This is a genomic window from Bradyrhizobium sp. CCGE-LA001, assembly GCF_000296215.2.
Lineage (GTDB): Bacteria > Pseudomonadota > Alphaproteobacteria > Rhizobiales > Xanthobacteraceae > Bradyrhizobium.
In genome coordinates this window covers 5,459,156-5,478,653 of the sequence record NZ_CP013949.1, presented here as the reverse complement: position 1 = coordinate 5,478,653, position 19,498 = coordinate 5,459,156, and the positions used below count along the sequence as shown (strand labels likewise).

At 64.4% G+C, this 19,498-nt stretch carries 18 protein-coding genes; 2 read left to right on the top strand and 16 right to left on the bottom strand.

Going from position 1 to position 19,498, the window contains the following annotated elements; translation table 11 throughout:
• The first annotated feature begins 17 nt into the window (after positions 1–17).
• Complete coding sequence (locus BCCGELA001_RS25625) at positions 18–770, top strand: transketolase (protein ID WP_236840751.1); 753 nt, start codon at positions 18–20, stop codon at positions 768–770.
• A complete protein-coding gene (locus tag BCCGELA001_RS25620) occupies positions 767–1,690 on the top strand; it encodes a transketolase family protein (RefSeq protein ID WP_008555285.1) in 924 nt (307 codons plus the stop codon). The genes BCCGELA001_RS25625 and BCCGELA001_RS25620 overlap by 4 nt, the downstream gene beginning before the upstream one ends.
• A gap of 13 nt (positions 1,691–1,703) precedes the next feature.
• Here BCCGELA001_RS25620 and BCCGELA001_RS25615 read toward each other — a convergent pair whose 3' ends face one another.
• The 16 genes from BCCGELA001_RS25615 to BCCGELA001_RS25540 all read right to left on the bottom strand — a co-directional run bounded on the left by BCCGELA001_RS25615 (position 1,704) and on the right by BCCGELA001_RS25540 (position 19,412).
• On the bottom strand, positions 1,704–2,669 hold the full coding sequence (locus BCCGELA001_RS25615) for a glycosyltransferase family 2 protein (protein WP_008555283.1): 966 nt from the start codon (positions 2,667–2,669) through the stop codon (positions 1,704–1,706).
• A 28-nt stretch (positions 2,670–2,697) separates the two neighbouring features.
• Positions 2,698–4,077, bottom strand: coding sequence for a DUF6056 family protein (locus BCCGELA001_RS25610; protein ID WP_236840750.1), 1,380 nt, complete (start codon positions 4,075–4,077; stop codon positions 2,698–2,700).
• A gap of 201 nt (positions 4,078–4,278) precedes the next feature.
• A complete protein-coding gene (locus BCCGELA001_RS25605; protein ID WP_008555278.1) occupies positions 4,279–5,028 on the bottom strand; it encodes a glycosyltransferase family 2 protein in 750 nt (249 codons plus the stop codon).
• A gap of 12 nt (positions 5,029–5,040) precedes the next feature.
• Entirely contained in the window at positions 5,041–6,444 is a 1,404-nt protein-coding gene (locus BCCGELA001_RS25600; RefSeq protein ID WP_008555276.1) for a capsular polysaccharide export protein, LipB/KpsS family, read from the bottom strand.
• Between the two features lie 4 nt (positions 6,445–6,448).
• Positions 6,449–7,837 carry a surface carbohydrate biosynthesis protein gene (locus BCCGELA001_RS25595; protein ID WP_193409738.1) on the bottom strand — a complete coding sequence of 463 codons (1,389 nt, stop codon included), beginning with the start codon at positions 7,835–7,837 and terminating at the stop codon, positions 6,449–6,451.
• Positions 7,838–7,862: 25 nt separating this feature from the next.
• Positions 7,863–8,789: a hypothetical protein gene (locus BCCGELA001_RS25590; RefSeq protein ID WP_008555262.1), complete on the bottom strand. Its 927-nt coding sequence runs from the start codon at positions 8,787–8,789 to the stop codon at positions 7,863–7,865.
• A gap of 62 nt (positions 8,790–8,851) precedes the next feature.
• Complete coding sequence (locus tag BCCGELA001_RS25585; protein ID WP_008555260.1) at positions 8,852–10,387, bottom strand: lipopolysaccharide biosynthesis protein; 1,536 nt, start codon at positions 10,385–10,387, stop codon at positions 8,852–8,854.
• A 13-nt stretch (positions 10,388–10,400) separates the two neighbouring features.
• Positions 10,401–11,222, bottom strand: a complete 822-nt coding sequence (locus BCCGELA001_RS25580) for an SDR family oxidoreductase (protein ID WP_008555258.1) — start codon at positions 11,220–11,222, stop codon at positions 10,401–10,403.
• The gene (locus BCCGELA001_RS25575; protein ID WP_008555257.1) at positions 11,219–11,935 is read right to left on the bottom strand and encodes an acylneuraminate cytidylyltransferase family protein; all 717 of its coding nucleotides are present in this window, start codon (positions 11,933–11,935) and stop codon (positions 11,219–11,221) included. The genes BCCGELA001_RS25580 and BCCGELA001_RS25575 overlap by 4 nt, the downstream gene beginning before the upstream one ends.
• Positions 11,932–12,840 (bottom strand): Gfo/Idh/MocA family protein, encoded by a 909-nt coding sequence (locus tag BCCGELA001_RS25570; RefSeq protein WP_008555255.1) that lies wholly within the window; start codon positions 12,838–12,840, stop codon positions 11,932–11,934. The genes BCCGELA001_RS25575 and BCCGELA001_RS25570 overlap by 4 nt, the downstream gene beginning before the upstream one ends.
• Complete coding sequence (locus tag BCCGELA001_RS25565; RefSeq protein WP_060736611.1) at positions 12,837–13,883, bottom strand: nucleotidyltransferase family protein; 1,047 nt, start codon at positions 13,881–13,883, stop codon at positions 12,837–12,839. The genes BCCGELA001_RS25570 and BCCGELA001_RS25565 overlap by 4 nt, the downstream gene beginning before the upstream one ends.
• 84 nt (positions 13,884–13,967) lie before the next feature.
• Positions 13,968–14,966 carry a methionyl-tRNA formyltransferase gene (locus BCCGELA001_RS25560; protein WP_008555240.1) on the bottom strand — a complete coding sequence of 333 codons (999 nt, stop codon included), beginning with the start codon at positions 14,964–14,966 and terminating at the stop codon, positions 13,968–13,970.
• The gene (neuB, locus tag BCCGELA001_RS25555; RefSeq protein ID WP_060736610.1) at positions 14,963–16,030 is read right to left on the bottom strand and encodes an N-acetylneuraminate synthase; all 1,068 of its coding nucleotides are present in this window, start codon (positions 16,028–16,030) and stop codon (positions 14,963–14,965) included. Before neuB ends, BCCGELA001_RS25560 begins: the two co-directional genes overlap by 4 nt.
• On the bottom strand, positions 16,027–17,196 hold the full coding sequence (gene neuC, locus BCCGELA001_RS25550) for a UDP-N-acetylglucosamine 2-epimerase (protein WP_008555236.1): 1,170 nt from the start codon (positions 17,194–17,196) through the stop codon (positions 16,027–16,029). The genes neuB and neuC overlap by 4 nt, the downstream gene beginning before the upstream one ends.
• Positions 17,189–18,400 (bottom strand): LegC family aminotransferase, encoded by a 1,212-nt coding sequence (locus tag BCCGELA001_RS25545; protein ID WP_008555235.1) that lies wholly within the window; start codon positions 18,398–18,400, stop codon positions 17,189–17,191. The genes neuC and BCCGELA001_RS25545 overlap by 8 nt, the downstream gene beginning before the upstream one ends.
• Entirely contained in the window at positions 18,393–19,412 is a 1,020-nt protein-coding gene (locus BCCGELA001_RS25540; RefSeq protein WP_008555233.1) for an NAD-dependent 4,6-dehydratase LegB, read from the bottom strand. The genes BCCGELA001_RS25545 and BCCGELA001_RS25540 overlap by 8 nt, the downstream gene beginning before the upstream one ends.
• Positions 19,413–19,498: the final 86 nt, after the last annotated feature.

Genomic DNA, 19,498 nt, shown 5'->3' with positions numbered 1-19,498 from the left:
GCGCGCATGCGCTACGGATGGTGCACGCTGCCAAGGCTTCCCATATCGGCGGCTGCCTCTCGATGGCGGACATCCTTGCGGTGCTGTACACGCGCATCCTGCGTATCGATCCCGCAGATCCGCAAAGCCCGAACCGCGATCGCTTCGTGCTCAGCAAGGGCCACGCCACCGCGATCATGTACGCCACGCTTGCCGAAAGCGGTTTCTTTTCGCGCGACGAGCTCGGCACCTATTGCCGTGATGGATCGATCTTCACCGGCCATGTCAGCCATGCGGTACCCGGCGTCGAGGTCTCGACCGGCTCGCTCGGCCATGGCCTGCCAATCGCGATCGGCATGGCCCTGGCGGCTCGTTCGGCAGGCGCCGGCAGCCGGGTGTTCTGCCTGCTCAGCGACGGCGAATGCGACGAGGGATCGAACTGGGAGGGCATCCTGTTCGCGCCCCACCACAAGCTCGACAACCTCTGCGTCATCGTCGACTTCAACAAGATCCAAAGCTTTGGCTCGGTCGCCGAGGTGCTCAATCTCGATCCCTTCGCGGAGAAGTGGCGATCGTTCGGCTGGCAGGTCGAGGAGATCGACGGCCACGACCTCGACGCGCTCGAGCGCGTCCTCGGCACGATGCCGGCACCATCGGGCCTGCCGACCGTCGTGATCGCCCATACCGTGAAGGGCAAGGGCGTGAGCTTCATGGAAAACAAGCTCGAATGGCACTACCGCTCGCCTTCAGATGAGCTGCTCGCTCAGGCGCTGGCCGAGGTCAGCGCATGAGGACGACGTTCATCGAGAGCCTGTCGCATGCTGCGAGCGAGAATCCCGACATCTGGCTGCTCTGCGGCGATCTCGGTTATTCCGTGCTGGAGCCGTTTGCGGCAAAGTTTCCCGACCGCTACCTGAATGTCGGCGTCGCCGAGCAGAACATGGCAGGGATAGCCGCCGGCATCGCGCTGTCGGGTAAGACGGTCTTCATCTACTCGATCGGCAATTTCCCGACGCTGCGCTGCCTCGAGCAGCTGCGCAACGACGTCTGCTACCACGGTGCCGACGTCAAGGTGGTGGCGGTGGGCGCCGGCTATGCCTATGGCAGCCAGGGCTACACGCACCATGCGTTGGAGGACGCAGGCATCATGTCGATGCTGCCGGGCATCGAGGTGTTCGTCCCCTGCGATCCCATGGAGGTGCGGGCCGCGACGCGCCTGATCGCTGGAAGCGGCAAACCGTCCTATCTGCGGCTCAGCCGGCAGGGTGAGCCCAATCTCGGGGCCGCCGTGACCGACCTGCGCAAGCCGCGGGTTCTGCGCGAGGGACGTGAGGTCGTCATCCTCGCGTCGGGGCCGATCGCCTCGCGCGCGCTGGAGGCGGCCGGCGAGCTCGCCGGGGGCGGCAGGGAGGTCGGTGTGGTCAGCGTCTCCTGCCTGAAACCGCTTGACGAGACCGCGATCCGCGGCGCCGTGCGTGGCGCATCGCTGGTCGTGACGCTGGAGGAGCACATTCTGCGCGGCGGGCTGTTCAGCCTCGTGGCGGGCGCGTTCGCGGGCGATGCACAGCGGCCGCCGATCACGGGTCTCGGCATTCCCGAGCAGGGCGGCAAGACCTCGCAGGCCGGATCACGCGAGGCGCTGCTCGACGCTGCCGGCCTGTCAGTGCAGACCATCGTCGCACGGATCGAGCAGTCGCTGGCCGCGCGCTGAGGCCGTCTGCGCCTCACGCGCCAGAGGGCGGCGGCGGCGGATCGAAATTGACGCGCTCGCGCTCGAACACCACGGGCTTCTCGCGCACCTGTCCGTAGATCGCGAGCACGTATTCGCCGATCATGCCCATGAAGAACAATTGCACGCCGCCGAAGAAGAACATGGCGACGATCAATGTGATGATGCCGGGTTCGGCGAGCTGCCGGTACAGAACGAGGCCGATCACGAAATTGACGAGAGCGTAGCCGATACTCAGGGCCGAGATCAGAAAACCTGCGAACAGGCCGAAACGGACCGGCGCCGTGGTGAAGGACACCAGCCCGTTGAGCCCCTGATCGATCAACGCGCTGGCGCGGTTCTTCGAAAAACCCTTCTTGCGCTCGCGCCAGGTGTAGGGCACGCCGACCATGCGGCCGCCGCACTCGAACGTCATCATGCGCATGAACGGATAGGCATCGCGGACGTGACGCATGGCTTCGACGACGCGCCGGTCGACGAGCTGGAAGTCGCCGACGCCCGGGGGCACCTTGAGCTCGGAGAATCTGGTCAGCACGCGGTAATAGGCATCGCGCAGCCCGCGCATCAGGCGGCTTTCCTCGCGCACGGCGCGGATGCCGTAGACGATCTCGTTGCCGGCTTCCCATAGCTTGACGAATTCGGGGAGCAGTTCGGGGGGATCCTGGAGGTCCGCCGGCATGAACAGGAGGACGGCGTCGCCACTGCTCGCCATCACCCCGTTATAGGTATTGCGCAACGGCCCGAAATTGCGCGCGTTGACGATGACCTTCACCGCGGGATCCTGTGCGGCGATCTCTCGCAGGATCTCCAGCGTGCGGTCGTCGGAGGCGTTGTCGCAGAAGATGTGCTCGCGCCGATAGCCCGGGAGCTCGCGGTCGAAGATCTGCCGGATCGCCTCATAGCAATCCCTGACGTTCAGCTCTTCGTTGTAGCAGGGCGTGATGACGCTGATTGTTTTCACGTTCGCATCTCTGGGGCAGGGCAAGTGGTCACCGCGCGGTGTCGGCGGCGTAGACGGCGGTCTTGTGATAATATCTGGCGATGCAGTCGTTGGGCAATCTGTCGGCGTTGGCGGTCACGTCGGCGGTCATCAGCAGCGAGGGTGTCCATTTGTGCCGCGGAAGCGCGATGGCCGGTTCGGGGCTCGTTGTCAGATGGATGTGCCGTTCGACACTCTCGCGCCAGTATGGGTACAGGTCCTGCCATTGCGCGCGCAGCTGAAATGCCGTCGAGCTCAGGCACAGCGCAGCGAACGTGAGGAGCATCAGACCCGCTGGCATCCCGACCGGACCGAGCAGGCCGCGAAACCTGCTCGCAGCGAGACGTTCGCGCAATTGCGAACGGTAGGCGCCGACGACCAGCTTGACGCCCAGCGTCGATCCGAACAGCAGCAGGATCAGTGCCGGGTTCTGCGCCCTTTCGACCAGCCGCATGCCGGTCGCATAACGATGCGCGAAATATGCGAAATAGCAGCACGCCAGGCAGATCGCGATCGTGCCGAGTGCCAACAGCTTGCTCTTTTGCGGTGCTTGGGCCGACGGGTCCGGCTCGGCCAATGCAATGAGACCGACAGCGGCGAGCCAGGCGACGATGGCAGGCTCTCGCACGAAGCGACCGAGACCGCCAAGCGAATCGACAAGCGCCTGGAAAATGGACCAGATCGGGTGGCCGCTGTTCGGGAGCTGTCCCATGCGCGTGCCGTTGCCGCTGGCCGATACGACGATGATCCAGGCAACGGCAATGGCTGCCGCAATCAGGATGTGGTGCTCGATTTGACGCTGCTGGCCGAAGAGATGGCGCGCGCCCAGTGATGCGAAGACGATCAGAATGAGCCAAGGTCCGGTGAATTCGTTCCCAAGCGAAGCTAGGAATCCGCCCAGAGCCATTGCGAGGCTGAACAACCACGAAAAACCCGTCTGCCTGTCCAACGCCCGGACGCACTCCCCGAGGATTAGGATGGTGATCAGAGCCGACGGGACGTAGCAGGTCACGGACGACAACCAATAGAGCAGATCCCGAACGCTGGGCGCTGCGCCGACCACCGCGCTCGCAAACGCAAGTGTGAGGAAGGCCAATTGGAGCGCGCCGGCGCGCGGCCAGGCACGGACCATGGCAAGGGCCGTCGCAGTCAGGAACAGTCCCGCATTTGCTGCCATCGTCAGTGAATAGGCCGACAACAGGCTGATTCCCGTCGCGGCAGAGATTGCTGGTGGAAGCTGGGTCAGCCAGAGGGCGAGAATCCGGCCTGATTGCGCATGATAGAAGAGCGAAACGGTGTGGACGAAGCCGTGGCGCGCGTACAGCTCCGCGAAGCAGAAATCGTCATGCTCGGGCGCGCTGAGCAGGGTCAGCGCAAACAGACACAACAAGAAAACTGCGGGACATAGGCTGCACAGCGCCCAGACCATCCGCGGCCGGCGATTGGCGAGGGGACGCGCCTTCAATGGAGCAACATTTTGATTATACAAGCAAAGTCCCCTCGACTCGGCCGCAGATTAGAGCCAACCCTCAGCGGTCGCAATGTTCAGTTCCGGTCGTTGCAGGTGGCTGCGCGGCGGGTCCGAGCGCTGCTAGAACTCGCGCCGCTTCAGCCAGGCCCGCCCCCCCCAATGCGCAAAACACCAGGCGGACCTGATCGGCGAGAGGTGTTCGACATTGCGGTAGATCTGCCAGACCCATTTGGCCGAGCGCATCGGACGGCTGGAGACCGAAGAACCCCTTACACGGTAGCGCGCGAGATCCTCGTTGAGGCCGTATGCGGTGTGGCCACGCTTGAGGATCGAGAGCCAGAGGCAGAAATCGTCATAGCCCTCGTTCTTCATCGCGATGGGACCTGAGATCTCGCGGTCGACCATCGCGGTCAGCGTCGCGATCGCGGTGTTCTTCAGGAGCTGGCCATAGGTGAGCGAGGCTGGCACCTCGATGAGCCTGCCGGTGACCGTGTTGGCCTCGTTGATGCGGCGGAACGCGGTATAGCTGAGGGTAGCCTGCTTCTGCTTCGCGAAGGCAAGCTGCCGCTCGAGCTTTTCGGGCAGCCACAGATCGTCACTGTCGAGGAAAGCGAGATAGCGGCCCTGGGCGGCGTCGATCGAGGCCTGACGCGCGAGCGCCGGGCCGCCGTTTTTGACCTGCCGGATCAACTTGACGCGGGGATCGCGCTCGCCGATCGCCGCGATGATGGCAGGGGTGGCGTCCGTCGAGCAGTCGTCGGCGATCAGGAGCTCCCAATCGGCGAATGTCTGGCTCTGCACCGAGCGGATCGTCTCCTCGATCAGACTTTCGACGTTCCAGGACGGTGTGATGATCGAGACCAGCGGCATGAAGGGTCCGTTTTACTTCGCGCTGGGCGGCTCGGCGATTGCCGCGCGCAAGGAGACAGTAAACGTGTCGAGCAGCTTGGGATCGCTGATATAGAGCTCGCCCGGATGAGAGCGGCGCCAGGCCGACTCGAAATAGGGCGCACCCCTCGCGGGATCGAACGCTCCGCCAGCGAGCGCTTCGCGCAACCGCGCGGGTACGTCGGCCAGACGATCGACCACATAGACAAGGGGGCAGGAACGGTAGAATGCATCGCCCATCACCACGACCGGCTTGCCGAGCAGGAGTGCTTCGGCGCCCGACTTGCTGTTGACGGAAACGACGGCGTCGGCGCGATTGAGCACGGTGTAATTGTTGGTCTGCGGCGGCAGCAGCACGAAATTGTCGAACCGGTCTGCGAGCTCGAACAGGCGGGCAGCCGAGATCGCCCCGATCTGCGCGGGATGTTCCTTGACCACGAGCACATGCGAATCCGGGATCGTGCGGAGCAGAAAATCGACGGTCGCGACCTGATCGAGATAGTCCGGCGAACGCAGCGTCAGTGCCATGTCGGCCGGAACGTGGAAGGGGTAATAGATGAAGGGAGCTTCGGGCAGCGGCCGGTAGAGCTTGCGCAGCCGCGTCGCGTTGAGGGCCATTGCTGCGTGCACGCGGGCGTGGCGCAGATTGTGCCCGAACTCCTGATGCTTTCCGAGGGCGAACTGGTCCCAGAGCTTCTCGGCGAGACGATGTGCATTGCGCACATTGAGGACCTTCTTGAATGCCGCCGAATAGTGGTGCTGATCTTTCTTGGGGATGACGATCGCGCGCTGCGTCAGCGTCTCATCCAAATAGGCACGCACCTCGGCGGACACCGAGTCCGCGGGCCCAGCCATCACGTCGGGTGCGGAAAACCTGTCCGGCGTGAAATACATGCGGCCGCGGAAGAACGACGGCTCGATGAACCAGTTGCGGATGCCCCTGCGCCTTGCGGCGTGGAAACTTGCGATGACGGACAGGAAGCCGCCGAGCTCCTGGACCAGTTCGGCCTGCCGCTCCTGCGCCTCGAGCCGGTCGAGCACCGCTTCCATCGCGTTGGCATAGATCATGAAGCGCCGGCGGAGCGCGTTCGTGTCCTTGATGCCGAAGGTGAAGCGCTCGTGGCTGAACAGGAAGTTGGTCCCATCGAGACCGTAAGAGGAGACGCGCGCATCGAACGCCTTGCGATCCTCGGGCGAAGGACCGGCTTTGAGGCCCTCACGATACATGTTCGTCACCGGCACGCCTTCGGCGACAGACATTTCGGCGCTGCGGTCGTCGAAGGCAAGCAGCTCGACGTCGTGTCCCGCCATGCGCAGCCGCTGCGCGACCGGAATCCAGAATCGGGTCTGGTATTCGGCCAGGGTGGTGATGAGAATGGTCTTTGCTGCTGTTGCCATGGTTCTATCGAATGTGTTCGATCGCAATGCTCGCGAGCGGCAGCCCGGTCGTCACGCAGCGCGCGCGTTGAGCGGTGAACTGCGACGGCTTCGCGCGATCATGACTTGCGATGCGATGAAGCAAGGCCTCGACGAGAGCAGGCTCGATCCGCTTGTCACGCCGGGCCGGATTGAATTGGCTGCGCAACCGCTCGGTGACGGCGGAGCCGAGTGCCGCGCTGGCTGCGCCCTTGACGATTTGGCCGACGCTCGGCTTGGCGCGCGTGCCCATCACGGTCGCAAGCAGCGAGACGTAGGGCCGGCGCGCAGTCGTCGTGCGGGTCAGAACGTCGGCGACACGCTCGGCGGCTTGCCCGTCGTTGAGATGGAAGAAGGCCTCGATATCGGCGGCGTGAACGCCCGCGAAATCGAAGCTCTCGGTCTCGCGCTCGATGTGATCGATGGCGCCAAGCAGTTCGTCGAACGAGGCGACCTTCCGGCTTACGCGCGCCGGCAGTGCGGCATGGCCGGCGGTGGTCGGCGTGTTCAAATATTCGAGCTGGAGCGGCAGCTTTCCGAGCAGTACCGATTCGACGGCCGTGCCGCAGTTGAGATGGACGACCGCGACCGCATTGCGGATGCGGTCGAGCACGCTGCCGGCGCCGTCGATCAGGACGTTGGCATGGCGCGAGAGCGCGTTGCGATAAACTTCCTCGCTCTCGAAGGGGTGCGGGCGCACGAGAATGCTGCGATCAGGCCGCGCCGCGGCGAGCCGGCCGATCTCGGCGAGATAGTTGGAGAAGACTTGCTTCAGGTCGACGATGAAGCGATCGACATAGGCGCCGTCCCAGCCGGACCGTACCATCGCCTCGCGCTCGCCGCCCGGCGTGCCCGTAAAGCGCGAATTGACCAGCGGGAAGTTGGCGTTGACGAGCAGATAGCCGCGCGGTTCGCCGTCGAGCAGCGCGCGCCAGCGGGCCGCCGCGAAATCGAAGCGGGGGCATCCGGTGAGATGAAGCTGCTCCGGCTTCATGGTTCCGGCCGCCAGAAAGGCATCGTGCAGCCGGCTACCCCAGAAGAAATAGCCGGTCAGGATGTCGGCGTAGCCGCTGGCCTTGATATGTGCGGCCATCGCCGGCGGCGAATTGCCGCCCGTCGTCGCGAGCACGCCGCCCTCGGTGTCGAGCACATACAGCGGGAGGCCGGCTCCGGCAAAGCTGCGCATCAGGTCGAGATTGACCGGGCGCGCATAGTTGGCGACCAGCGCGTTCAGCCCGAGCCGCGGCACATCGACGGCCTGCTCGTACATCGGCACCAGCGCGACCGAGACGCCGCGCCGGGCGAGTTGATAACCAAGCATGACTGCCCCCGGCAGGTCACGCTTGGGGTGATCGACCACCAGGCCTATGCGCAAGATGTCAGCTCCCGGCAGATCCGTGTCAGAGCCGCATCACGGTGCGCTCGAGCTCCGTCAGGGTACCGACGGCGCGGAAGCGCGCCGGCGGTTCGGGGTAGATGCGCGGCTGCTGGATGTAGGTCGCCGTGTACAGCAGGCGACTGTGATCCGACTGGATCCGGCTTCCCATGTGTAGGCAGCGGGCCGTGTTGATGATGAAGGCCGACAGGCGGGGCGCGATCATCTCCTTGACCGCGTCAGGACCGGTCTTGGCGAACACCTGCGCATCGCTCATGTGGCTCTTGAGCGTGTTGCGGAACGGCTTGGACGGACCGGCCGGAATGAAGGTGAAGGGACCGTCGGCCGTGTTCTGCACGTCCGTCAGATAGATGAAGAGTTTGCAGACGCGCTTGTCGTCGTGATCGAGATGCCACAGCTGCGAGTAGCTCAGCGCCTGGTTCGGAGTCGGTTGTGACAACGTCAGCAGCACGTCCGACAATTGCGGCAAGTCGTGCATGAATTCGCCGATGATGCGCAGTGCAGCCGGCTGCAAAGCGTAGCGCACGAAAGGATGGTCGGTCGCAAAGGCGCCGTTGACGAGGTCCTCGTCCAGCAGGCTGACCCAGAAGGACTTGTGCCCGAGCTTCTGCTTATCGGAGAGTTCGTTCAGCCGGCTCACCTTGTCGTCGGCAACCGTGGCGACGGCCTGCGCGAGGCTGCGATCCATCAGCTGGGACACGTCGACGTAGCCCTCCCGGTCGAGCTTCCGGCTTGCCTCGCTCCATTCTGCTTTCGAGGGAAGCTGGCCAAGCAGCGCGGCACGCTTCGCTCGCGCGCCCGGCTGCAGGGTTGTCAGGGCCGCTTTGGTGAGCCAGCCGAGATCAGTCCGGTTGACGTGCCACAAGAGGCGACGAAACTGGCTGATCTTCTGCTTTTTCGGCGTCTTCACGCCGGCATCGATGGTGGTCATACGGGGTGCCCGATCGCAGGAAAGCAGGTCTCTTTAACCTCAAGGCTCCCTCTTTTGCCACCCTAAAGTGCCGCCGGGGAGATCCCCTTTCGACCGAAATAGGTCCGTCCGAGCGTGCCGATCAGGCCGCGCTGCGCCTCGCTCAAAACCAGAAAATACTGTGCGATCCATGTCGCGGCGCAATACACGGCCATCAGCCCAGCCAAGGTGAGAATACCCGGCTCAGGCGTGAAATGCAGGATGCCGGCGAGGGGCAGCGCTGCGATCGCGAGGATCGCCCAATGGCTCAGGATCGCAAACCAGAACCGCCTGGAGTCGATTTCGAGTTCCTTTACGAAGATCAGGAGCTGCCAGGGGACGATCGCGGCAGTTCCGAGGATCTGCCCGAGGATGAAGGCCCGCTCGGCCAGGAGATGGACGGCCGCAGCGCTGACGACCGCCCAGATCAGCAGATGGATCATCATCAGCCTGTTCAACCGCCGCTGAACCTTGGTGCGGGTCATGAACAGCGTGTTGCCGAAGATCACGTATTGATAGCACATCGTGACCACGAACATCAGGCCCATCCAGTGCGCGTAAGGTGCGATCTGCGGACCGATCCAGAGATGCATGATCGCAGGAGACATCACCGCGGCCGCGACAAAGGGCGGCACGGTCACGACCGGCAGCATCATGATGCCGGTTTCGCCAAACCGATTGAACTGCTGGTGGCTGTTGCGTTGATCGAGCCGGCTCACCACGGGAAGCATTGCCGAGATGATCAAGCTCGCGACCACCTTGGCAAGCCGCGGAATTCTGACCAAGGTGTCGTAGATGCCGACACTCTGCGGGCCGATATAGCTGCCGATCAGGAAAGGTTGGATCGGCGCGATGATGCCGCCGATCAACTTGCCCTGCATCACCAGGATGCAGCGTGTCATGACCTCACGGCTGACCGCAGCCCCCGGCACCGACAGCTTGATCCGCGTGCGGCTGAGCGCGGCGACCGAGGCACCGAGCAGGATCAAGGCGCGCAACAGGCTGCTGGCGAGGAAATAGTAGGTCACCACCTCGTAGGGTTGCCCGGATCGCGCAGCATGGATGGTGGCGCCGACATAGAGCAAAGTCGTCAGGAACTCGCAAAGCCGCAGCAGCCCGTAACGCTCGAAACCCTTGACGATGCCTTCCCATATCAGGGCCGGGAACAGCACGAGGTTGCTCGCAGCGGTCGCAACCAGCATGTTGGTGAAGCTCGCCGCGTGAGCCGGTTCGACCTTGAACAGGGAGACGGTCAGCGGCGCGGTCCACCACATCACGAGGCTCACCAATACTCCCAGCAGCAGGGAAATCACGGCGAGCAACAGGAGTTGACTGCCGCCCAGGCGCCAGTCGCGGTGCTCCCGGGCACGTGCCACCACTTGCGTCGTCACCTCCGGCAGGCCGAAATCGATGACGCCGATCAACCCTGAGGGCAGGAAAAGGCGGGTGAGAACGATCAGTCCGAACGCGGCAACGCCCCAGGTGCCGATGATGACGGGAATGACGACGACGCCAAGGATCGCGACAAGTCCGAAGACGATCGCCGAGACGACGGTATTCTGGACGAGGCGCTTCAGCATGGCATCAACCGGTTCACCACGCGCTCAGGCCGCCATCGACGGCGATGTTCTGACCGGTCACGTAGGAGGCCGCGTCCGACACCAGGAACAGCATCGTCCCCACCATCTCGTCGGCGCGGGCCATCCGGCCGAGCGGAATGCGGGCGCCGTAGCGCTGCTTGAAGGTCTCATTCTGTCCGCTCTCGACCCCGCCCGGGGTGAGCGTGTTGACGCGAACGCCTTTTGCCGCCCAGTAGGTGGCGAGATGTTTCGTGAGGCCGATGACACCGGCTTTCGACGCCGTGTAGACCGCGGGCGTGTTGATGGCCCGGCCGAGATATTCGGAGCCCTCATAGATGCGTTGGTCGGGTGCCATCAATCCGTAGATCGAAGCCGTCTGCACGATGGCGCCGTAGCCGCGCTCGGCCATGCGGCCGCCAAACACCTGCGCGACGTTGAACATGCCGTCGAGATTGACCGACATGATCTCGCGCCACGTCTCCTGGGAGAATTTCTCCACCGGCGCGAAGAAAGCGTCGATGTCGCGGGTCTTGCTGGCGGCGTTGTTGAGAAGAATCGAGACCGGCCCGAGGTCGGCTTCGATCACATCGGCCGTGTTGCGCACCGTATCAGGGTTGGTGATGTCGCAAGCGTAGCCTTTGGCACGGACGGCATGGACTGAGGCGACGTCAGTTGCTGCCGTGTCGGTTGCAGCCTGATCGAGATCGACGATCGCGACATTGGCACCGAACTCGGCGAGCCCCTCGGCGAAGCGGCGACCGAGAATGCCGCAGCCGCCGGTGACGACGGCGGTCCGTCCCTTGAGATCGAACAGCGCCTTGAAACTCGTCGTCATGATGATGTCCCTTGCTGCGCCTGCTGCTTGCGGAGCAACAACTCCACCAGCGCGAAGTCGATCTCGGAATCGATGTCGACCGAACGTTCTTCAGGCATCTCGAACAGGCGGGTGTCCGGATAGAACACGCGCGAATCCTCCAGGAAAGCTGCGACGTTCCAGACGTAGATCGATGCGTTCATGTCGAAGCAGCGCGGGCTGTCCTGGCGGCGCACGATCGGCGGATCGGCGATCTTCGACAAGCCGACCGTGCCGTCGCGGCGTTCCTCGACCAGGTTGAAATAGGGCGACCGACGGGCGGCGGCACCGGTGATGACGCTGCGTGCGCCGGACGAACGCAATAGCTCCACCGCTCCGACGATGTCGGAAGCCAGCCGCAGCGGCGAGGTGACGTCGAGATCGACGAAGATGTCGGGGGTCTGCCCGGTTCGCGCCATCGCCTGTTCGAGGCAGTGCCGGATCGCCGGGATTTTCGGCGCGGTGTCGCTCGCCATCTCGTCGGGGCGCTTGACCGCGAGGTCGGCGCCGGCATGCATCGCGGCGTCCAGGAGTGCGTCGGAATCGCTGCTGAAGGCGATTGTCGCGAACAGGCCGGTTTCGCGCGCCTGCGCAATGCTCCAGGCCAATAGCGGCTTGCCGAGAAGAACGCGGCCATTCTTGCCGGCGACGCCCTTCGAACCGCCACGCGCGCACATCGTGCAGAACAGGCTCATGCGAAAATCCAACTTTTCGAATGCAGGGCGCGCTCGCTCGCGTCGATCAAATCCATGACCGCAATGCCTTCGCCGAGCGAACAGACCGGGGCGCTGCCGCTCAGCGCGGCCTGATGCATCGCCCGATAACTCGCGTCGCGCTCGCTCGCGTAGGGCGTGGCGGTGCCATTGACGATCAGGGCGCCGCCGACGAGGTCGGCTTCGATCGTCTCGTCTGCGAGATTGATGCGGATCCGGCGAAGGCCGGCGCGGTCGAAATAGTCGAGATGAACCTGCACGACCTGCGCCCGCTCCATCTCCAACAGCAGCGCAAGGTGATCGTCGACCTCGATATCGCGCGCGCCGGACGCGCCGCCCAGCGCAGCCACGCGTTGCCACGGCCCGAACAGCCAGAGCAGATAATCGAGCTCATGGCTCAGGTCGCGCAGCACGCCGCCGCCGGCGGCAATCGTCGAGGAGGCGGTGTCGCGGTGGTCGCGGCCAGGCCGCCAATCCCTGATGTCCTGTCCGACATAGGCGGAGACCGTGATCGCGGAGCGTCCGTCGAGCCGACGGGCGAGCGCTGCCATCACCGGATGGAAGCGCAGATTGTAGGCGACGAACAGCTTTGTAAAGGGAAGGGCTGGCAGCGGCTCGGGCCTTGCGAGCAACGGCTTTTCGACCAGAACGGTCCCGCGAAAATCCGCCTCTGCAAGCTCGCGCAAGGCGTTGACGTGCCGTGCCGTCTCGGTGGCGATCACGACATAATCGACCTGGCCGCGCGAAAGTGCTTCGCCAATGCTGCGGTGATCGCCGCCGCCGCGGCGGCTGACCGTGGAGACCGCTAGGCCGAGTTCGGCGAGGATGCGCGCATGGCGTGTTCCGATCGAGCCCAGGCCTGCGACCACCGCGGTGCGTGCGCTCACTGGAAGACCTCGTGAAACTCGGCATGTGCCTGCTCGAAGTCCTCGACCCGGCCGATGTCGAGCCAGTACTCCCGGATCGGATACACCGCGACGCGGCCCTCGCTCGCGACCACACGTTCCAGGACCGTCGGCATGTCGATCTTGACGCCGCGGTCGACGAGCCGGAACACGGTGGGACCGATGACGTAGATTCCGGCGCTCACGAACCAGCTCTCGGTCGGCTTTTCGCGGATGACCTGGAGATATCCTTCGGCTGCAGTGACGACGCCATAGGGGACGTGAACCTTGTGCTCACGCACGGCCATCGTCGCATCGGCTGGCGTCGCATTGTGGAAGTCGACCAGCGCGCCGTAATTGATGGTCGTCAGGATATCGCCATTGGTCACGACGAGGGGCAGGTCGGGCGTCGAGGGCAACAATCCGAGCGCGCCTGCAGTGCCCAGGCGCTCGGCTTCATGGACGTAGCGGATCGCCGCGCCGAAGCTGGTGCCGTCGCCGAAATGGTTTTGGATCAGCTCGGCCTTGTAGTTCACCGAGATGAAGATGTTCCGGAATCCCTGCTGGACGAAGTTTCGTACGATGGTCTCGAGCAATGGCCGGCCACCGACATGAAGCATCGGCTTCGGCATTTCGCGCGTCAGTACGCCCAGGCGTTCACCGAGACCTCCCGCCATGATCAGCACGGGATTTTCGTATTGCGGCGCTTCGAGCAGCTCGTCGAAGGTCTCGACACCGATGACATGGCCGTTGGCATCGAGCAGCGGAAGCTGCTTGATCGATCTCTGCCGCATCAGGCGTAGGCGTGCGTCGCGGGGCAGCGCGACGGAAGCCGAGACCGGGTTGGCGTTCATCATGTCGGTTGCCCGGCCCGTCAGCGGGATACCGCGCAACAGTCCGCGCCTGATATCGCCGTCGGTGACGATCCCGGCGAGTTTGCCGTTGTCGAGGACCAGCGCGATCTGGATGCTGCCGCTCTCGATGGCGGCAATGGCCTCGCTCACCGTGGCTTCCGTTCCAACGATGGCTTTTTGCCAGGACTTCATGGTGATGGACCTCGCGGGCGGCTGCGCACTTGACGGCGCTCGCCCGATCAGAAAGCAGCTATATCGCGGCTGCGAAGGGGGACGTCAATCCCCGCGGCCGAGCCTGAGTTTCGTCTCCAGGGCCGCCAATTTCGCCTCGGCCTGCGCCAGCGCAGCCGTGAGGTTTCGGCCGAGGCGGCTGCCACGCGCGGCGGCCGGAACGAGTGCCGCGCCGAGGCTACCATCGGTTCCGACCGGCGCCCAGCGCGTGATCCGAATGAAGCTGTCGCCGGTCTTGACCAGGATGCCGCCACCGTCCCTGCCGATGACCTCGCCCGGTGCGCCGATATAGGATCGGGCCGCCGGGATCAGCTCGGCTGCGAGGATGGCATAGGACCCGTCCTTCCAGATCGTGCATGCGCCGGGGCCGGGCGGCACCAGGGCGCGAACGAAGCGCTCGAGCGCGGCACTGCTCCAGGTCCAGTCGATCTCCTCGTCGCCCTCCCTGCGGCGGCAGCAGTAAAGGCCGACGGGATCGATCGTCGACTGCGCGATGCGCTTGTCGCTGCCGTGATAGACGTCGGAGATCGCATCGATGAGCGTATCGGCACAAAGTCTCTCGGCCGTTTCGAGCAGCGTTGCATAGGTGTCGGTCGCGGAGATCGGCACCTTGATCTGGCGGACGATGTCGCCGGTATCGATGCCGAGATCGACCCAGTGCACCGTGATGCCGAACTCGGTTTCGCCATTGATCAGCGCCCAGGTCAGCGGATTCCGGCCGCGATAGAACGGCAGTGCGCCGGCGTGACAATTGAGCGTGCCGCGGGGCGGTAGCGCTAGAATGGTCTCGCGGAGAATCTGGTCATAGGACATCGAGACGTGAAGCTCGGCCGCAAATGCCGCAATCTCGGCAAGGCTCTCCGGTGCGTTGACCGCCGCAGGGCTCAGCACAGGAATACCCTTGGCCTCGGCGAGCGCGACAAGCTTCGTATCGGGCCGCGACGCACGCACGACGACGAAGGCGATGGTGTAGTGCGGGTCATCGATCAGTTGGGCGAAGGCGCGTTGTGCCCAGACTCCATCGCCGAAATAGCCGATCCTCATAGCGGGTCTTCCTCGTCATGAGGACGAGTGACCGTGGTGCCGATCAGCGACCAATATTCGATCGGCGGCCGGCCGGATCCCGGCCGCTTGCAGGTGAGATCCTCGGGCGCAAGCACGTCGCCGGGCTTTAGCGCACGCGCGGCTACGATGCTCTTGCGCGCGATGTCGATGTTCTTGATCTCGGAATTCCTTGGCGTCTTGATGCCGTCGCCACGCGCCTCCTCGATGCGGCGGATGGCGGAGACCATGCGCTTGAAATCGCCGGGCTCGAGAGATGCTGCGTGGTCTGGCCCCTCGGCATTGCGGTCGAGAGTGAGATGCTTCTCGATGATGGTGGCGCCCATCGCCACCGCGGCGAGCGAGATCTCGATGCCGTCGGTATGATCGGAATAGCCCACGGGAAGCTGGAAGGCGGTCCGCATCGTCAGCATCGCGGCGAGATTCACGTCCTCAGGCGGGCAGGGATATTCCGTCGTGCAGTGAAGCAGGCTGACCCGTTCACTTAATCGTCTGCGGGCTTCGCCGTCGCGCCATGCGGCGCGGAAGGCGGCAAGGCTCGGTGACGCGTTGTTGTGGCCATAGCCCTGCGCAAGCACGCCTAATGCCTCCTCGACCTCGACCAGCGTGGCCATGCCGGTCGACAGGATCAACGGCATGTCGGCGCGGGCAATCGCATGCAGCAGCGGCGCGTTGGTGAGGTCGCCCGAGCCGATCTTGATCCGCGGCAGACCCAACGTGAGCAGGAAGCTCAGCGACTGATGGTCAAACGGCGTCGACAGGAATTCGATGCCGCGCTCCCTGGCACGGGCGATCAGCGGCGGATGCGCCGAATGCGGCAATTCGAGCCGCTTCAGCATTGCGCGCTGACTCTCGGCCGCGTCCGTCGTGCGCTGCTGATAATCGGCCTTGCGCGCGCTCTTGCCCGCGAGCGAGTTGGCGTTGAAGGTCTGGAATTTGACGATGTCGGCGCCGGCATCGGCGGCCGCATCGACCAAGGCGAGGGCAGTCTCCAGACTTCCGGAATGATTGACGCCGGCTTCGGCGATGACGAGTGTGCGCGTCATGTCGCGGCCTCGCCGTCATAAAAGCCCTTCTTCAGCAGCGCGCCGAAGTCGGGGATCGAGGCGATCTTGTCGGCGACGCGGCGACTGGTCTCGCCGTCGCCGTAGGGGCTGACCGTCGGCTGCCGCCCACGCGCGAGCGCATCCGCGATCGCTTGCGAGATGGACGCGCGATCGGGCGCGGCGTGGAATACGGAAGCGGCGCGCTCGCGCCCCTTCTGACGGTCGCCGATGTCGACGGTCGGAACGTTGAGCGAGGGGGCTTCATAGATGCCGCTCGACGAATTGCCGACGACGACATCGGCCTGGTTCATCAGGCTGATGTAGCGAAGCTGGCCGAGCGAGGCGACCGCGATGGCGTTCGCCCGGCCGGCGACGAAGGTCTTGATCCGCTCGTTGAGTGCGCGGCCTTCCGCGTCGGCGTTCGCAAGCGTGAAGAACAGGTTGAACTCCGGATCGAGTGCGGCCAGCGATGCGAACAACTCATCCAGCGCGCCAACCGAGCGGTCCATCTCGACCGTGACAGGATGAAACGTGACCAGCACGTTGCGCTTGCCGAGCGTCATCCCGACCTCGCGGCCGATGGTCTCGCGATCCATAAGCTCGAGGCGCTTGATCGAATCGATGCCGGGCGAGCCGACGGTGAAGACGCGCGCCGGATCCTCGCCGAGCCGGGTCAGCCGCCGCGCCGAGTCGGCGTTGGTGGCAAAATGCAGATGCGACATCTTGGTGATGGCGTGGCGGATGGCTTCGTCGATCGCCCCTTCGGTCACGTCGCCGCCGAACAGATGCGCCATCGGCAGCCGCATGAACATCGCCGCCTGCGCCGCCGCAAACGTCTCATAACGGTCGCCGAGCACCACGACGAGATCCGGCTTCAGCCGCGCGAATGCGTCGGCAAATCCGATCACGCCCAACCCGACCGATTTTGCAACGCCGACGCCGGAATCGCTCGAGAGCAATGTCTCGACGCTCTCGTCGACGTCGAAACCTTCGGCGCGGATGTTGTCGATGGTGTAGCCGAACTCGGGCGACAGATGCATACCGGTGGCAATGAGCTGGAGACTCAAACCGGGCGTTTCGCGGATTGCCCGCATCGGCCAGATGATGAGGCCGAAATCGGCCCGGCTGCCCGTGACGAAGCAGATCTTGCGGCGTGGTTCACTCATCGCGGGCCCGGATGCTGGCGCTGGAAGGAAGGTTGATCAGGCGGCGCTCGATCGATTCGGCGGTAGCGAGATCGCCCCGCGGGCTTTGCGCGAACATCGGCAAACGGTGCATCAACGTCCAGGCCGGTCGCGCGCCGAAACCGGCGTCGTTCAGCGCGGTGAGCACCTCGTCGCGCCGGCCGGCATGGGCCTCGTCGAGCAAGATCGCGTTCAGCCAGTAGTTGCTCGTGGTGTCCTTCGGCTCCCGCGAGAAGCGCACCCCGGGAATGTGCGCGAAGGCGCGCTCATAGACGGCAGCGAGCTTGCGCTTGCTTGCCATGAACCCGTCGAGCTGCTCGAGCTGCGCGCAGCCGAGCGCCGCGTTCAAATTGGGCAGGCGGTAGTTGAAACCGATTTCGTCGTGGACGAAGGCCCATTTGTGCGGCAGCTTTGCCGTCGTCGTCAGATGCTTGGCGCGGCGGCCCAGCGCCTCGTCATTGGTGAGGATGGCGCCGCCGCCGCCTGTCGTGACGATCTTGTTGCCGTTGAAGCTGAGCGCGGCGAGGCGTGCCTGCGATCCGACCGCGTGGCCCTTGTAGGTCGATCCCAGTGATTCCGCGGCGTCTTCCACCAGCGCGATGTTCCATTCGTCCGCGAGGGCGGCGATCGCGTCGAGATCGACGGGATGCCCGAACGTGTGCATCGGAGCAATCGCCGCGATGCTGCGGCCGGTCTCGCGATTGATGGTGCCGGTCGCGGTCTTTTGCGCGACGGCCTCGAGGCGCACCGCGAGCGCACGGGCGTCCATGCCGAGCGTTTCGAACGAGCTGTCGACGAAGTGCGGCACAGCCCCGCAATAAGCGATCGCGTTGGTCGTCGCGATGAAGGTCAGCGCCGGCGAGATGACCTCGTCGCCGGGCTCGACGCCCGCGAGGCGGAAGCAGGCATGAAGTGCGGCCGTGCCATTGACGACGGCGACTGCGCGCTTCGCGCCGGTGACTTCTTCGAGCATGCGCTCGAACCGGTCGACGAACGGGCCGACGGAGGAGACGAAGGTGCTCTTGATGCACTCTTCGAGATAGGCGACCTCGTTGCCGGCAAACACCGGTTCGTGCAGTCCGAGCATTCCGTTCGGCGTTCCGACCGCACGGCGCACGGCATCGACGATCGCTTTTGGCTCGAAGTCCGATCTGGTCCCGGGACTGTTCACCACCACCTCAGACATTGTAGACGTCGGCCTTGTAGCGGCTGAGATTTACCGGATTGGTGAACCAGTTGACCGTCTTGACCATGCCGCGCCGCATGCCGTCGACGCCGCCGAATTCGGGGCTCCAGCCGAGCTGTTGGCGTGCTTTGGAATTGTCGGCCCAGAGCCGCTCGACCTCGCTGTTGGCGGGGCGCAGCCGCGCCTCGTCGGTCTCGATTTCGATCGACGTGCCCATGACATCGGCGATCATCTGCGCAGTTGCGCCGACCGAGATCTCAAAGCCGCTGCCGAGATTGATGGTCTGGCCGACGACTTGCTCCGCGGGCGCCGTGAGGCCCGCGATCAGGCCGCGCGCGGTATCGGTGACGAACGAGAAATCCCGCGTCGGGCTGACGGCGCCGAGGCGGATCCTCCGCTTGCCGGTCGCGATCTGGCTGATGATCGTCGGGATCACCGCGCGCGCCGATTGCCGCGGGCCGAAGGTGTTGAAGGGGCGGATCACCACGACAGGCATGTCGAACGAGGCCTGGAACGACAGTGCCATCTGGTCGGAGGCGATCTTCGAGGCCGAGTAGGGGGACTGTCCAACCAGTGGATGGCTCTCCCTGATCGGAACGGTTTGCGCCGTGCCGTAGACCTCGCTGGTGGAGGTCTGCACGAAGCGGCGCACGCCGGCCATGCGAGCGGCCTGAAGCACGTTCACGGTGCCGCGAACGTTGGTTTCGACATAGGAGTCCGGGGCCACATAGGAGAACGGGATCGCGATCAGCGCCGCCAGATGCAGCACGTCAGTGCAGCCGCTCGCAGCTTGGATCATGAAATGTGGATCGCGGATATCTCCGGCGACAACCTCGACCGACTTCATCACATCGGCCGAAACTGTGTCGAGCCAGCCCCAAGAGTTGAAGGAGTTGTAATAGACGACCGCCTTGACGCGGGCACCGGCCTTGACGAGTTCCTCGACGACATGCGAGCCGATGAAGCCATCGCTGCCGGTGACGAGGACGCGGGCGTCCTTCAGATCTTCCATATCGGACCCCAACGCGATTATCCCAGTCTTCGCAATAGGATGGCGCTATAGCACACTGGTCATCGGACGCAACTGAGCACCGTTCG